General features: G+C 71.5%; 11 protein-coding genes. 4 read left to right on the forward strand and 7 right to left on the reverse strand.

The annotated features are described in order from the left end of the window. Nucleotide 1: 1 nt before the first annotated feature. Nucleotides 2-1,972: an aconitate hydratase gene (locus HGBR_RS09700; RefSeq protein ID WP_019159148.1), complete on the reverse strand. Its 1,971-nt coding sequence runs from the start codon at nucleotides 1,970-1,972 to the stop codon at nucleotides 2-4. A gap of 136 nt (nucleotides 1,973-2,108) precedes the next feature. Beyond that, nucleotides 2,109-3,824 (reverse strand): DUF885 domain-containing protein, encoded by a 1,716-nt coding sequence (locus tag HGBR_RS09705; protein WP_019159149.1) that lies wholly within the window; start codon nucleotides 3,822-3,824, stop codon nucleotides 2,109-2,111. A gap of 182 nt (nucleotides 3,825-4,006) precedes the next feature. Between HGBR_RS09705 and HGBR_RS09710 the strand changes: the two genes are divergently transcribed. Both HGBR_RS09710 and HGBR_RS09715 read left to right on the forward strand, forming a co-directional pair. After that, on the forward strand, nucleotides 4,007-5,212 hold the full coding sequence (locus HGBR_RS09710; RefSeq protein WP_019159150.1) for an MFS transporter: 1,206 nt from the start codon (nucleotides 4,007-4,009) through the stop codon (nucleotides 5,210-5,212). 57 nt (nucleotides 5,213-5,269) lie between these two features. Next, complete coding sequence (locus HGBR_RS09715; RefSeq protein WP_019159151.1) at nucleotides 5,270-6,451, forward strand: MFS transporter; 1,182 nt, start codon at nucleotides 5,270-5,272, stop codon at nucleotides 6,449-6,451. 80 nt (nucleotides 6,452-6,531) lie between these two features. Here the strand turns inward: HGBR_RS09715 and HGBR_RS09720 are convergent, their stop codons facing one another. Both HGBR_RS09720 and HGBR_RS09725 read right to left on the reverse strand, forming a co-directional pair. Then, nucleotides 6,532-6,804: a hypothetical protein gene (locus HGBR_RS09720; protein WP_019159152.1), complete on the reverse strand. Its 273-nt coding sequence runs from the start codon at nucleotides 6,802-6,804 to the stop codon at nucleotides 6,532-6,534. Further along, nucleotides 6,801-8,411: an acyl-CoA carboxylase subunit beta gene (locus HGBR_RS09725; RefSeq protein ID WP_019159153.1), complete on the reverse strand. Its 1,611-nt coding sequence runs from the start codon at nucleotides 8,409-8,411 to the stop codon at nucleotides 6,801-6,803. The genes HGBR_RS09720 and HGBR_RS09725 overlap by 4 nt, the downstream gene beginning before the upstream one ends. 97 nt (nucleotides 8,412-8,508) lie before the next feature. Between HGBR_RS09725 and HGBR_RS17380 the strand changes: the two genes are divergently transcribed. Continuing rightward, nucleotides 8,509-9,393, forward strand: coding sequence for a biotin--[acetyl-CoA-carboxylase] ligase (locus HGBR_RS17380; protein ID WP_161601861.1), 885 nt, complete (start codon nucleotides 8,509-8,511; stop codon nucleotides 9,391-9,393). Continuing rightward, nucleotides 9,390-10,967, forward strand: coding sequence for an adenylate/guanylate cyclase domain-containing protein (locus HGBR_RS17385; protein WP_019159155.1), 1,578 nt, complete (start codon nucleotides 9,390-9,392; stop codon nucleotides 10,965-10,967). The genes HGBR_RS17380 and HGBR_RS17385 overlap by 4 nt, the downstream gene beginning before the upstream one ends. Nucleotides 10,968-10,980: 13 nt before the next feature. Here the strand turns inward: HGBR_RS17385 and HGBR_RS09740 are convergent, their stop codons facing one another. From HGBR_RS09740 to HGBR_RS17395, 3 genes are all read right to left on the reverse strand, one after another. Continuing rightward, complete coding sequence (locus tag HGBR_RS09740) at nucleotides 10,981-13,635, reverse strand: DNA gyrase/topoisomerase IV subunit A (protein ID WP_019159156.1); 2,655 nt, start codon at nucleotides 13,633-13,635, stop codon at nucleotides 10,981-10,983. Continuing rightward, nucleotides 13,632-14,579 (reverse strand): DMT family transporter, encoded by a 948-nt coding sequence (locus HGBR_RS18895; RefSeq protein ID WP_019159157.1) that lies wholly within the window; start codon nucleotides 14,577-14,579, stop codon nucleotides 13,632-13,634. The genes HGBR_RS09740 and HGBR_RS18895 overlap by 4 nt, the downstream gene beginning before the upstream one ends. 80 nt (nucleotides 14,580-14,659) lie before the next feature. Continuing rightward, complete coding sequence (locus HGBR_RS17395) at nucleotides 14,660-15,592, reverse strand: siderophore-interacting protein (RefSeq protein ID WP_019159158.1); 933 nt, start codon at nucleotides 15,590-15,592, stop codon at nucleotides 14,660-14,662. Between the last annotated feature and the right edge of the window lie 88 nt (nucleotides 15,593-15,680).

A 15,680-nucleotide genomic window follows, 5' to 3' on the forward strand; every position in this document is an offset into this window, starting at 1 on the left:
CTCACCCCTCCGGGGCGACGGGCTTCGCGTCGATCCGACGGTTCCGTCCGGCGGCGCGGTGGGGGATGCGGCCGCCTGCCAGCACCATCTCGACCTGACGGTCGGACAGACGGTGGCGCAGCTCGATCTCCTTCTCGCCCACTCGGGCGAGGACCGTGGTGGAGTCCTGCAGCGTGCCGCGCAGCCCGGTGAAGCCCAGGACATCGTCGCGGGAGACCCGGTCCGCGTCCGCGGGGTCCGCGAATTCGAGGGGGAGGACGCCGAAGTTCGCGAGGTTCTGCCAGTGGATGCGCGCGAAGGACTTCGCGACGACGACGCGCAGCCCCAGGTAGCGGGGCGCGATGACCGCGTGTTCGCGGGACGAGCCCTGACCGTAGTTCTCGCCGCACACGATCGCATGGCCGCCGGTGGTCTCCGCCGCACGTGAGGAGTAGGTGTCGTCGACCTGTGTGTACACGAACTCCGCGATCTTGGGGATGTTGCTCCGATACGGCAGGACCCGTGATCCGGCGGGGAGGATTTCGTCGGTCGACACGTTGTCGCCCACCGTCAGCAGGACCGGCACCTCCAGGTCGTCCGGCAGCGGGTCGAACTCCGGGAGGGACACGATGTTCGATCCCTTGACCAGTTCGACCTGCTGCGCCTCGGCCTCGCTCAGCGGAGCCAGCAGCATGCGTGTGTTGACGCTGTACGACTCCGGCAGCGCCGGTGGCGGATAGCTCATGTCGAGGTCGCGGGGATCGGTGATGGTCCCGGTGAGCGCGGCAGCGGCAGCGGTCTCCGGGGAGCACAACCAGACGGAGTCCTCATCCGTGCCGGACCGGCCGGGGAAGTTCCGCGGCATGGTGCGCAGACTGTTGCGACCCACGGCCGGCGCCTGTCCCATGCCGATACAGCCCATGCAGCCGGACTGGTGGATCCGCCCGCCCGCCCGGATGAGCTCGAACGTCCATCCGCCCTTCGTGAGGTCCTCGAGGATCTCACGCGACGAGGGGTTGATGTCGAGTGACACCCGGTCGCTCGTCTGCCTGTCGCGGAGGATCTCCGCGACGACCGCGAAGTCGCGCAGCCCGGGGTTCGCGGACGACCCCACGACCACCTGGTACACGTCCTCGCCGGCCGCCTCGCGGACCGGGACGACGTTGCCGGGGGAGGAGGGCTTCGCGATGAGCGGCTCGAGGGTGGAGAGGTCGATGTGCTCCTCGACGTCGTAAGTCGCGCCCTCGTCGGCCAGCAGCTCCGTGTAGTCGTCCGGCCGGCCCACAGCGCGGAGGTAGTCGCGGACCGCGTCGTCGGCGGGGAAGACGCTCGTCGTCGCGCCCAGCTCCGCGCCCATGTTCGCGATGACGTGGCGGTCCATCGCGGTGAGGTGCGCGAGTCCGTCGCCGTGGTACTCGATGATCCGGCCGACGCCGCCCTTGACGCCGTGCCTGCGGAGCATCTCGAGGATGACGTCCTTCGCGGACACCCAGTCGGGCAGCGTCCCGGTGAGTTCGACGCCCCAGACCTCCGGCATTCCGACGTAGAGGGGGTCGCCCGCCATCGCCATGGCGATCTCCAGTCCGCCCACGCCGATCGCCAGCATGCCCAGAGCGCCGGCGGCGCACGTGTGGGAGTCGGAACCGATCATCGTGGTGCCGGGCCGGCCGAAGCGGGCCTGGTGGACGGGATGGGAGACTCCGTTGCCGGCCTTGGAGAACCACAGGCCGTAGCGCTGGGCCGCCGATTGGAGGAACAGGTGGTCCTCCGGGTTCTTCTCATCCGTCTGGAGGAGGTTGTGGTCGACGTACTGGACGGACAGCTCTGTGCGCACGCGGTCCAATCCCAGTGCTTCGAGTTCGAGCATCACCATCGTGCCCGTGGCGTCCTGGGTGAGTGTCTGATCGATGGCCAGACCGATCTCGTGGCCCGGCTCCGGCGTCCCTTCCACCAGATGCGAGCGGATGAGTTTCTGAGCGACGTTCTGCGGCATGATCGCCTCCTCCTCGCCGTGTCATCCGCGGCTGCGGGTTCGGACGAGGTACCTCCACGGTAGGACTGTTCCGGCGCTGTGGCCAGGCCCCGTCGAGCGGGCGGCACGGGGAGGCGCCTCCCCGTGCCGCCCCTGCTCAGAACCCGCCCAGCAGCGCCTTCTGCAGCGTCGACAGCCCCACGGAGCCCAGGGCCAGCGCCTGCGAGTGGAAGTCACGCAGCGAGAACTCGCGGCCTGCGGCCTCCTCCTGCGCGCGCACCGCGAGGCGCAGGTCCTGCCAGATCCTCTGGCCCACGGAGTAGGACGGCGCCTGGCCGGGCCAGCCCAGGTAGCGCTTGAGCTCGAAGTCGAGGAAGCTGCGCTCCATCGCGACGTTCGCCGTGAGGAACTGCCACGCCTTCTCCTTGTCCCACACGCCGCCGCCCAGCGATTCCGGTGCCCGCAGGCGGCAGTGCACGCCGATGTCGACGCAGACGCGCGCCGCCCGCAGCCGCTGCGAGTCGAGCATCCCGAACCGGTCGCCGGGATCCGCCAGGAAGCCCAGCTCGTCCATGAGCCGCTCCGCGTACAGCGCCCAGCCCTCGCCGTGGCCGGACACCCACACGCCCTGCTTCCGCCACCGGTTGAGGGTCTGATCCTGCAGGACGGCACCGCCCAGCTGCAGGTGATGGCCGGGCACGCCCTCGTGGTAGACCGTCGTCTTCTCCTGCCAGGCGGAGAATTGCTCGACCCCCGCGGGCACCGACCACCACATGCGGCCGGGCCGGGAGAAGTCCGCGGTGGGCGGCGTGTAGTAGATGCCGCCGGTGCCGTCCTCCAGCACCATGCACTCGATCGTCCGGATCTGCTCCGGGATGTCGAAGTGGGTTCCCGCCAGCTTCTCAGTCGCCTCGTCCGCCGTCGTCTGCATCCACGTCCGCAGCGCGTCGAGCCCGTGCAGCTGCCGCTGCGGATCCTCATCGAGCTTCCGCATCGTCTCTGTCACCGACGCGCCGGGATACAGGGATTCCGCGATCTCCCTCTGCTCCGCGTCGATCAGCGCGAGCTGCTCGAGGCCCCACTCGTACGTCTCGTCCAGGTCGACCTCCGCACCCAGGAACATCCGCGAGTGCAGCGCATACTCCTCGCGTCCCACCGCATCATCCTCGCGAGCGTCGGACAGCAGCTGCTCCGTGAGGAACTGCCCGAACCGGTCCGCCGCCGTCCGCGCGTGCCCGGCCGCGTCCTCCAGCTCGCGCCGCAGTCCGTCGGAGACCGTCTGCCCCGCGGTGGCGACGAAGGAGTCGAAGTGGCCCCCGGCCTCGGCGAGGGCGGCGGCCTGGGCCGCGACGGCCTCGACCTGCGTGCGCGCGGCGACCCGACCGTTCGCGCGGGCCTCCAGCAGGGACTCGCGATGACCGGCCAGAGCCTGGCCCACCGCGCGCAGCCGCTGGGCGTTCGCCTCCCAGTCCTCCGCCGAGGCCGTGGGCACCAGATCGAAGAACTCCCGCACCGCTTGGAGCGGGGAGGCGATGACGTTGAGCTCGGACAGGTCGGCTCCCCGCTCGTGCAGCTCCTGCTCGAGGGTCAGCCGCTCGCGCAGGGCGTCCGCCGTCACCGCGTCCGTCGTGTCGAAGGTGCCGGCGGCGCGGGAGGCGGCCTCGGCCTCGGGCAGAGCGGCCAGGGTGCGCGTCCGCAGCTGCTCCCACGCGGCCAGACCGCCCGGCGAGAAGTCGTCGAGCTCCGCGGGTCCGTCCGCGCCCACCTCGATGCGGAAGGACGGGGAGAGGGCGAGCATGCCGTCGAAGTGGTCCTCGGCGACCCGGTCGACGGGGGTGGGCGTGCGGGCGGCGGTCTGCGCGGTGTCACTCATGCCTCTCACCCTACGTCCTGCTGTGCGCCGGATCACGGAGTGCGCAGGGACGCGGATGCTCGACTCCGGCCACCCCGCGCGGCGCGCGGTCCGGGGTGGGATACGATCGGCCCATCCGCGCTTATCAACTGTTCAGTGCTGAGGGGCAGCACTGCGGTCCCGTGCGGCCATCGAGGAGGAGCATGTCGCCGGGGCGGCTGTGGAACAAGGACTTCACCGTCGCGCTGGGCATCAGCGTGTTCCTGGGCTTCGTGTTCTACCTGCTGGTCACCGCGATGGTGGGCTACGCCGTCCAGCGGTTCGCGGCCGGGGAGGCGGAGGCCGGACTCGCCTCGACCGCGTTCGTGCTGGGCTCCGTGCTCACCCGCCCACTGGCGGGGAAGCTGCTGGACGTCGTGGGACGGCGGCGGATGCTCACGCTCAGCCTCCTGCTGGCCGCGACCGTCTCGCTCGCCTACTTCTTCGTCGACACCCTGTGGCTCTTCATCCTGTCCCGTCTGGTCCACGGCATGCTGTTCGGTATGGGGCACACCGCGCTCAACGCGGCGGCGCAGGACCTCATCCCGCACTCCCGCCGGTCGGAGGGCAGCGGGTACTTCGCGGCCTCGATGACCCTGGCGTCCGCCCTGGGACCGCTCATCGCCGTCACGAGCGTCGACCGCTTCGGCTACACGACCCTGTTCGGCATCTCGCTGGCGTTCTCGCTCATCGCGCTGCTGGGCCTGCCGTTCCTGCGCCTGCCGGAGCGCCGCCTCACAGCTCAGCAGCTGCGGACCGCGCTGTCGCCGGACCTGCGCACCTTCATCGACGTCGAGGGCCTGCGCATGGGCGTCGTCATCCTGCTGAACGGCGCCGCCTACTCCGCCGTGCTCGCGTTCCTCGCCACCCACGCCGCCCAGGCGACGGGGGCGGGGGCCTCGCCGTCGCCCCTGTTCTTCATGAGCTTCGCGGTGGCCTCGCTGGCCGCCCGCCTCACGATCGGTCGGGTGCAGGACCAGGAGGGCGACAACATCGTCCTCTACCCGCTCTTCCTCACTTTCGCGGCCTCGTGCCTGATCATCGCGTTCTGGCCCACGATGTGGGGCCTCGTGATCGCCGGGCTGCTGGCCGGATTCGGCTACGGATCGCTCATCACGTGCGCGATGGCGATCGCCGTGCGCACCGCCGGCCTCTCCCGCGTGGGCCTCGTGACCTCGACCTACCTCCTGTGCATGGACGTGGGCCTGGGTCTGGGCGCGATCGTCCTGGGTGCGGCCGCAGGCGTCTGGGGGTATGCGGTCCTCTACGTGCTGTGCGCCGTCCTCATCGCGGCCTCGGCGCTCTGGTACTTCCTGTTCCACGGGCGCTTCCCCCGCGCCGGGCGTGCGGGTGCGCCCGGCAGGCGCTGAGCCCGCACCCGACCCCGCCGAACCGCCTGCAGCACCGCCGGTCCTAGACTGACGCGCGTGAACGATCAGCGACTGTGGACCCGTACCTTCCTCATCGGTCTCGTCGTGAATCTGTTCATGTCCTCCGTCTTCTACCTCCTCATGACGACGATGGCGGTCTACGCCGCGCAGCGGTTCGCAGCGTCGGACTCGCAGGCGGGCCTCGCGTCGTCCGCGTTCGTCATCGGCGCGGTCTTCGCCCGGCTGGTCGCCGGCAAGTTCCTCGACGTCGTCGGCCGTCGTCGGATGCTCGTCCTCAGCATGATCGTCTTCACCCTCGCGGGCCTGTCCTACCTCCCGGTCGACGACCTCACGCTGCTCATCGTCGTGCGGCTGGTCCACGGCGTGGCGTTCGGGGCGGGGAACACGGCGCTCATCGCGTCGGTCCAGTCGATCATCCCGCCGGCCAGGCGAGCGGAGGGCAACGGCTACTTCGGCACTGCGACGACGGTCGCGACCGCCGGCGGACCGTTCCTGGGCGTGCTCCTCATGGAGAGCCTGGGCTTCGACGCACTCTTCTGGGCCGCGACCGCCGGAGGCCTCGTCGCGATGCTCGCGGGACTGGCGTACCGGGTTCCGGAGCGGACCCTCGCGCCGGAGGAGCGTGCGCAGCTGCGCTCGTTCCGGCCCAGCACCTTCATCGACCGCGGTGCGCTGCCGTACGCGGCGGTCATGGGCGTGGGCGGTTTCGCGTACTCGTCCGTCCTGTCGTACCTGGCGGTCCACGCGTCCGCGCTGCACATGCCGCAGGCCGCCAGCGTCTTCTTCCTCCTCTACGCCCTGGGGGCACTGTTCGCCCGCCTGTTCGCGGGTCGCATCCAGGACGCGTACGGCGACAACGTCGTCGTGGTCCCCGTCTTCGTCGCCTACACCGCCGGACTGGCTCTGGTCGCGCTGACGCAGTCGATGGGCGGGTTCGCGATCGCCGGTCTGCTCACGGGTCTGGGGTTCGGCTGCCTGCTGCCGTCGCTGCAGGCGATCCTCATCAACAAGACGTCGCCCGCCCGTGTGGGAGTGGCGACGTCGACGTTCTTCCTGCTGCTGGACATCGGCACGGGTGTGGGACCCGTGTTCCTGGGCCTCATCGCCGCGGACTTCGGGTTCCCGGCGATGTACGGGGCCTCCGCAGGCCTCGTGGTGGTGGGCGGTGCGCTCTACGCCCTGGTCCACGGTCTGCGCTCCGGCGGCCGCCGCGCCTGACGGGTGACTCGACCGCGCGCGGGAGACCGCCCGCGGCACGTGACCGTCAGACTCAGCCGCGTCAGATGCGCCTGCGAGCCTCAGCCGCGCGCGGCCCAGCTGCCGCGGACAGCCCTGCGCACCGCGCGCTGCGGCGACGCGAAGCGCACAGCACGGCCCACCCGGCCACCGCTCGACGCATCCCCTGCACCGGCGTCGGGTGCGCCGGGCGCGGTGCCGGCTGCGGCCTCGGCGGGGGTGGACCCCAGCCCGCGCACCGCGGTGAGTGCGGCGACCGCGGCCTTCCGCGCCAGATCGCGCTCCTGCGCGTCCGTGAGTGCTGCGGCGCTGCGCCTGCGCGGCTCCGGGCTCACAGCGGGATGTTCCCGTGCTTGCGCGCGGGCTGGTCGACGTGCTTGTTCGCCAGTGCGCGCAACGAGCGGATGATGCGCGCGCGGGTCTCCGAGGGGCGGATGACGGCGTCGATGTAACCCTCCTCCGCGGCCAGGTACGGGTTGAGCAGTGCGTCCTCGTACTCCTGGATGAGCTCGGCGCGACGGCCGTCGACGTCGCCGCCCGACTCCTCGACGGACTTGAGTTCGCGGCGGTAGACGATGTTCGCCGCCCCCTGCGCGCCCATGACCGCGATCTGCGCGGACGGCCACGCCAGGTTGATGTCCGCGCCCAGCTGCTTCGACCCCATGACGCAGTACGCGCCGCCGTACGCCTTGCGGGTGATGAGGGTGACGAGCGGGACGGTCGCCTCGCCGTACGCGTAGATGAGCTTCGCGCCGCGGCGGATGATGCCGCCGTACTCCTGGTCCGTGCCGGGCAGGAAGCCGGGGACGTCGACGAACGTGAGGACGGGCAGGTTGAACGCGTCGCACAGGCGCACGAAGCGGGCCGCCTTCTCCGAGGCGTCGATGTCGAGCGTGCCGGCCAGCTGGAGGGGCTGGTTCGCGATGATGCCCACGCTGCGACCCTCGACCCGGCCGAACGCCGTGATGACATTGGGCGCGAAGAGTTCCGACACCTGCAGGAGCGTGTCCTCATCCAGCACCGTCTCCACGACGGACAGGATGTCGTACGGCTGCGACGGCGAGTCCGGGACCAGTGCGTCCAGGGCGCGGTCGTCGTCGTCCTCCTCCAGGTCCGCGGGCGCGTCGTACGCGGGGACCGGGTCCATGCTGTTCTGCGGCAGGTAGGACAGAAGGTCGCGGACGTAGTCGATCGCATCCGACTCGTCGTCGGCCAGGTAGTGCGCGTTGCCGGTGACGGTGTTGTTCGTGCGGCCGCCGCCCAGCTCCTCGTGCCCTACGGACTCACCGGTCACCGTCTTGATGACGTCCGGACCCGTGATGTACATGTGCGAGGTCCCGTCGACCATGACGGTCACGTCCGTGAGAGCGGGGGAGTACACCGCGCCGCCGGCGGACGGGCCCATGATGAGCGAGATCTGCGGGATGACGCCGGAGGAGGCGACGTTGAGCCGGAAGATCTCCGCGAACAGCGCGATCGAGCCCACGCCCTCCTGGATGCGTGCACCGCCGGAGTCGTTGATGCCGATGATGGGACAGCCCAGCTTGAGCGCCAGCTCCTGCACCTTGACGATCTTGCGGCCGTTCGCCTCCGCCAGCGACCCGCCCAGCACCGTGAAGTCGTGGGCGAAGACCGCGACGGTGCGTCCTTCGATCGTGCCCAGGCCGCAGACGACGCCGTCGCCGTCGGGACGGTTCTTCATCATCCCGAAGTGGGTGTTGTGGTGACGGACGAACTCGTCGATCTCCTGGAACGAGCCCTCGTCCAGCAGCTGCGCGATGCGCTCGCGGGCGGTCTGCTTGCCCTTGGCCCGCTGGTTGGCGACGCTGCGCTCGTTGCCCGTGTGGGCGGCGGTGCGACGGTCCTCGAACGCGGCGATGCGCTGGGCGGTGGTGCGGGGCACGTCCTGCTGCGGAGACTGCGGTTCCGTGGTCTGGCTCATGGTCCCCACTCTACGACGGGGGTCGCCGCGCTGACGGCGACCGCAGTGCGGGCCCCCGGTCGTTGTCTGGAGCCGCCAAACGTCCTAGGGTGATGTGGTGCACACAGTCGGGCCCGATCACGCTGCGTCCACGGACTTCCCCCTGCCTTCGGCGAGTGACCGTGGTGCCCCGTCACACCCGGAACCGGCCGGCACGCCGTCCCACCCCGCGCCGTGGGTCCGCGAGTGGACGGCCGCGTCCTCGTCGACGAACCAGCGCCTGACCGACCTGCTGGAGGCGGGCGAGGCGATCGCGGACTGGGCCGTCGTGGGCACCGACCACCAGACCTCCGGCCGCGGTCGCCTGGACCGCACGTGGAGCGTGCCCGCGGGCAAGGCGCTCACCGTCTCCGTGCCCGTCCGCGTCCCCGCGGGGACGCCCGCGGACGCGCTGGGCTGGCTGCCCGTCGTCACCGGACTGGCCGTGCGGGCCGCCCTCGCCGAGGCCGGGGTCGCCGCCCAGCTCAAGTGGCCCAACGACGTCCTGGTCGGGGGACGGAAGATCTGCGGGATCCTCGCCCGGGTCGTCCCCGTGGACGGTGGGATGACGGTCGTCATCGGCACCGGTGTCAATCTCACGCTCACGGCGGAGGACTTCGCCGCCGGTGGCGTGCCGGAGGGCGCCGCGACCTCGGTCCTCCTGGAGTCCGGCGACACGGACCGCGACCGCCTGCTGGCCGCCCTCGTCGCCCACGTGCGCGAACGCGTGGAGCGGCTGTTCCGCACCGGCGCGGCGGGGGTCCTGGCGGCCGAAGCCCGCGACGCGATGGTGACGCTGGGCTCCGCCGTCCGCGTGCATCTCCCGGGGGGCGAGCAGCTGGTGGGCACCGCGGTGCGCCTGGATGAGAGCGCGAACCTGGTGGTCCGACCGGACGGCGCGGCGGGGGACCGGGACGAAGTGGCCGTGTCCGCCGGGGACGTCGTGCACGTGAGGCCCGCGTGAGCGACGAGGACGCGCAGACAGACGCCGTGGGGCGGAGCGCCGAGGACCGGGGTGCCGCACAGACCTCGAGCAGCCGACGGACGACATGGGCGGGATCCGTGCGCTGGGCCGACGCCGCGAGCCCGGAAGCGTGGATGACCGGCACGGAGACACCGCCGCGGCCCACCGTGGAGGAGCCCCGCGCGGAGGTGCCCGTCGCAGGGCGCTCCGACCAGGGCCTGGCGGATGATGACTTCTCCGACGAGGACCCGCCGGCGGACGACCCGGGCGCGGCGGAGGACCCCGACGTAGGTGAGGTCCCCGGTGCTGCAGAGGCCCTCTCAGCGGAAGTCGCCTTCGGCGCGGACGAGGGTCGCGGCATTGCAGGGAGTGGCGGCACCGCAGACGACGATGCGGTCGATCGAGAGAGCCTCGTCGAGATCAGCGATTTCGCGCGCCGGCTCTCCGACGATCCTCGCACCGGCGCGATGCCGATCATCGACATCCAGGCCGCCGTCACGCAGAAAGAGGCGGACGCCACTGAGCAGACGATCTACGAGCTGCGGACCGCCGCGCAGCGCCTCGAGGAGGTGCTGATCGGCGGCAAGCGGGTGCTGACCCGCAAGGAGGTCGCGAACCTGGCGGAGGTGTCGACGGCGTCCGCGCGCAAGCTGTGGCGCGCCCTGGGCCAGCCGCGCATCCCGGAGGGCGAGGAAGCGTTCACCGTCAGCGACGCGGCCCCGCTGCGACGGATCGCGGACCTCGTGTCGAGCGGCCTCGTCGACGAAGAGACGGCGCTGCAGATGGCGCGCGCGATCGGGCAGATGACGGATCGACTCGTCGTCTGGCAGATGGAGGCGATGGTCGAGTACCTCATCGAGGAGAAGGGGCTGAGCGACAGCGAGGCCCGGCGCGCCTCGCTGGACGTGTTCGAGGACCTCATCGACCCCTTGCAGGACGTCATGGTCTACGCGTGGCGCCGCAATCTGGCTGGCGCTCTGGGTCGTCTCAACGTCAACGTCGAGGAGACGCTGGGGATCGGCGGCGCGTCCCGCGGGCAGGACCCCACGATGCCGCTGGCCCGCGGGATCGGCTTCATCGACCTCGTGTCCTACACGCGCCTGTCGCAGCAGCTGGACTCGCGGGAACTGGGACGGCTGGTCAAGCACTTCCAGTTCCTGGCCTACAACATCGTCGCCGCGGGCGGCGGGAAGGTCATCAAGACGGTGGGCGACGAGGTGTTCTTCGCCGCGGAGACGCCGCTGGCCGGCGCGGAGATCGCGATGACCCTGCTGGAGCAGGTGCGCGCTGACGAGTCCCTCCCCAAGTGCCGCGTGGGCTACGCGTGGGGACGGGTGCTGTCGCGGATGGGCGACATCTTCGGCACGACCGTGAACCTGGCGGCGCGGCTCACCGCGATCGCGGAGCCCAGCACCGTCGTGACGGATGCGGACACCGCGCGCATCCTCGAGCGCGACGACGCGTTCCGGTTCTCCGGCCGTCAGGACCTCAACCTGCAGGGGCTGGGCGAGATCGGCGTCGTGGAGATGCACCGCGACTCCGCTCCGCGCATCAGCACGGAGGACATCGCCTGACGGACGGACGTGCTCAGAAGAGTGCGGGGCCGTCGTCCTCGTCGTCGTGCGAGACGATGACCGCGTCACCGTCGTCGTCGTCGGGGCGGGTGCGCGCGATCTCCTCGCGGAGCGCCTCCTTGCGCGCAGCCTCTGCGGCATCAGATTCTGAAGCCGCACCGGCATCCTTCTCCGCAGCGGCGGGTGCGGCGGCAGCGGAGCCGGCTGCGGCCTCGGCAGCGGCACCGCCGGCATACGGCACGGTGCCGATCGCGTCGATCTTCTGCTCCAGCGGGACACCGGAGGCATCGCGGCGGGCCAGCGACTCCGGCAGCGAGCGTGCGGCGCCGCCGGCGGACGCCGCCTGCGGGTGCGGGCCCACGAAGCCCAGCGCCAGTTCCGACTCGCCGGTCAGGAAGCGGTGGGCGCGGACTCCACCGGTCGCGCGGCCCTTCGTGGGGAAGTCCGCCAAGTCCGAGACCTTGATGCTGGAGACCGGGTCGCCGTAGAAGTTCTCTCCGCGGGCGATCGTCACGACCCGGTTGGACTCCTCCTGCGGATCGACCAGGGCGAACGCGATGACGCGGGCGTCGTCGGCGACGCGGATGCCCGCGACGCCGCCGGCGGCCCAGCCCTGCGCCCGCAGGGCGGAGACGGAGAACCGCAGCAGCTGCGCGTTCGACGTGACGAAGACGGCGTCCAGGGCGTCCGCGTCCGTGCCCGCGGGCGCCTGCGCGGCACCTATGACGGAGTCGTCGCCCTTGAGGGTCAGCGCCTCCCATTCCGTGCGGCCGCTGGGCGCACCCTGCCCGGAGACCCGCTTGACGATGCCGTGGCGGGTGCCCAGCACGATGTCGCGCGTCGGGTCGATGAGGGCCAGCACTGACTCGCCCTTCTCCAGGTCGACGAGGTCCCTGACCGGGCTGCCGGCGGCCAGCGCAGGCCGGGTGGCCTGCGGGGGCACGTGGGGGAGGTGGACGACGTCGAGGGCCAGCATGCGGCCGCGGTCCGTCAGCACCGCCAGCTGCCCCAGCACCGTCGACGGCACCTGGGACACGAGCGCGTCGTGGCTGGCGCGGCGGCCCTCCTGCGACAGGGGCGAGAGGTCCGTCGTCCGCGCGGCGCGACCGGAGCTGGAGAGCAGGACCCAGCAGGGACCGTCGGAGACCGTGAGCGACTGCTGGGACTTCCGCCCCTTCGCGGACAGCTCCTTGAGGGATCCCTCGACCAGCACGGTGCGGCGGGGGTCCTCGAGCGTCTCCGCGACCTCGCCCAGCTCCGTGGCGACCAGTTCGCGCAGCGCGGACTCGTCCGCCAGCAGCGACTCGAGGTGCTCGATGAGGGCGCGCAGCTCGTCGCGCTCCGCCTCCAGCTCCAGGCGCGAGAAGCGGGTGAGCCTGCGCAGCTGCAGGTCCAGGATGTAGGTCGCCTGGATCTCCGACAGATCGAAGACGTCCATGAGGCGCGTGCGCGCGGTCGCCGCGTCGTCGGAGGATCGGATGAGCTGGATGACCTCATCGATGTCGAGGATCGCGATGAGGAGGCCCTCGACCAGGTGGAGGCGGTCCTTCGCCCGGCCCAGCCGGTGGCGGGTGCGGCGGCGCACGACCTCGATGCGGTGGTCGATGTAGACCCGCAGCAGGTCCAGCAGACCCAGCGTGCGCGGCTGCCCGTCGACCAGGCACACGTTGTTGATGCCGAAGCTGTCCTCCATGGGGGTGAGCCGGTACAGCTCCTCGAGGACCGCCTGCGGATCGAAGCCGGTCTTGACGCCGATGACGAGGCGCATCCCGTGCTTGCGGTCGGAGAAGTCGTCGATCGAGGTGATGCCGGTCAGGCGCTTCGCCTGCACCTGGTCCTTGACCCGCTCGATGATCTTCTCCGGCCCCACCAGGTACGGCAGCTCCGTCACGACGATGCCCCGACGGCGGGCCGTGATGTTCTCGAACGAGGCGGTCGCACGCGTGCGGAACGTGCCGCGACCGGTCTCGTAGGCCTCCCGCACGCCGTCCAGGCCGATGATCCGACCGCCCGAGGGCAGGTCCGGGCCCGGGACGAAGCGCATGATCTCGTCCAGGGTGGCGTCCGGGTGGCGGATGAGGTGCTGGGCGGCGGCGATGACCTCGCCGGGGTTGTGCGGGGCCATGTTCGTCGCCATGCCCACCGCGATGCCGGAGGTTCCGTTGATGAGCAGGTTGGGGAACGCGGCCGGCAGGACGGACGGCTGCGTGAGGGTGCTGTCGTAGTTGGGGACGAAATCGACGACGTCCTCGTCGAGTCCCGCGATCATGCCCATCGCGGCCGGGGCCAGACGCGCCTCCGTGTACCGGGGGGCGGCGGGACCGTCGTCCAGGCTGCCGAAGTTGCCGTGCCCGTCGACCAGGGGCAGGCGGAGGTTGAACCCCTGCGCCAGGCGCACCAGCGCGTCATAGATCGCGGAGTCGCCGTGCGGGTGCAGCTTGCCCATGACGTCGCCCACGATGCGGGAGGACTTCACGTGGCCGCGGTCGGGGCGCAGCCCCATCTCGCCCATCTGGTAGATGATGCGGCGCTGCACCGGCTTGAGGCCGTCGCGGGCATCCGGCAGGGCGCGCGCGTAGATGACGGAGTACGCGTACTCCAGGAACGAAGACTCCATCTCCTGGGAGACGTCGATGTCTGCGATGTGACCTGCCGTGTCCGTTGTCATGACGGTGCTGGAACCCCTTCTCCGCGAGCGCCCTCCATCGTACTGTCTGCGGCCCGCGGGACGGGGGAGGAGGCGGGTGCGCGCGTGCCGGTCCCGCGGTGGACCAGGACGTGCACGCCCCGCAGCGCGGCGACCGCACTCACCAGCAGGAGGAGTGCGGAGGCGACGGGCACGGGGCGGGCCTCACCCAGGACCAGCCCGCCCACTGCGATGGCGGTGAGCGGGTCGATGACCGTGAGGCCCGCCAGGACGGAGGCCGCGGATCCGCTGGCGTACGCGGTCTGGACCAGCCAGATGCCTGCCGCCGAGGCCGGGGCCAGTCCCGCGAGGACCGTCCAGGCCGCGGGGTCCAGTCCGTCCCCGGCCAGCAGGCGGGAGGCGACGACGTGGGCGCCGGAGGCGACGCAGCCGAAGAGGACTCCGGCGGCGACGACCCGCGCCGTGTGCCCCGTGTCACTGCGCGCGAGGACCATGCCGACCCCGGCCAGGGCGGGCAGTCCGAGTGCCAGGAGCACGACGCCCGGGCCGGGGGCGGGCACCGGGTCCATGTACCGGGTCGCGACGGCCACGAAGACGGTGACGGAGGAGACGACCGGGAGGACGGCGCCCAGCACGGCGCCGGACGGTGGAGTGCGGGTCGTCGTCGCGGTGAGCAGGACGGCGACGACGAGGGACAGGGTGCCCACGGGCTGGATGATCGCGACGGGTGCCAGGCCCAGTGCGGCGACGTTCGCGACGGTCTCGAGCCCGATGAGCGTCCCGCCCAGCAGCCAGAGGGGAGCGGTGAGGAGGACCCGCGGGCCGGGGGTGCCGCCGCGGGTCGCCAGCCGGACGACCTCCCGCTGCTGCACGTGCGTGCCCACCGCCAGGAGGATCGTGCCGGTGACGGCGAGGAGGACGGCGAGCGGGAGGCCCGTGCTCAGCAGGCCGGAGAGGAGGGGCATGCCCCGAGCCTAGGAAGGGCGCGGGGGACGGGCAGTGGGGAAAACCGCCGGTCGGGGCGGTGGAACCCGCCGGAACCGGATCAGGGGGCGGGGGGCGTGCACTGCAGGCAGTGCCGACCGCGCATCGTGCGGTCGAAGTTGGCCTCGCCCTGGCGCCAGTACCCGTCGACCGTCCAGTTGTCGCGGCCCAGCCGCGTGCGGAAGGTGAGGAAGCAGCGCAGCGACTTGATGGACATCGCCTCACCGGCGGCCCACACGTAGCCGTTGGGGTCGGAGAAGTCGTGCTCCATGACCGCGTCCGCCAGCAGCGTCGTGGTGCCCGGCTGCGTGTCGCCGCGGTGCAGCCAGTTCACCGTCAGGTCCGCGCGGGTGGGCAGGGCGATCTCCGAGTCGACGGAGGAGACCTCGATGTAGGCGGTCGCGCGCGTCCCCTCCGGCAGGGTCTCCGCCCAGCGGGCCAGGGCCGGCAGTGCCGTCTCGTCCGCCGCCAGGACGTACCAGTCGAAGGTGTCCTTCACGAGGTAGGTGGTGCGGGGCCCCATCGACCCCAGGCGGTCGCCGGGTGCGGCGCTCAGCGCCCAGTGGCCTGCGACGCCGTGGGTGTGCAGGACGAAGTCGACGTCCAGCAGGCGGGTGCGCGCATCGAACCAGCGGATCGTGAAGTCGCGGTGCGTGAGTCCGCGCAGCGAGTACCGACCGTCGACGACCGTGGGCAGGACGGGGCGGCCGTCCGCATCCGTGTCGAAGAACAGCTTGAGGTGCTCGTCCGGGCTGATGCTGGGCAGGTCCGCGAAGTCGTCGTCCGCACGGAAGCGGACGCGCATGAGATCCGCGGACAGGCGCTGGGTCGAGACGACCCTGAGGATGCGGGGGCGCGTGGAGAAGTGGAACGTGGCGCTGCGGAGGCCGTCCCGCTGGGGGACGTGGGCGCTGCGGGGTGCGGGACGGGGCGCCGTGGGCGCCAGGGTCCGGTCGTCGATCCCGGTGACGGGGTCCATCGCGAGCGTGCTCATCGTTCCTCCTGCGCGAACTGCGCGGGTGTGCATCGGCCGCGTGCGCCGACGGGGGCCATCACCCGCGTATTCGGTCATTCGAATGTAA

The organism is Brevibacterium senegalense (assembly GCF_000285835.1).
In the GTDB taxonomy this organism is placed as follows: domain Bacteria; phylum Actinomycetota; class Actinomycetes; order Actinomycetales; family Brevibacteriaceae; genus Brevibacterium; species Brevibacterium senegalense.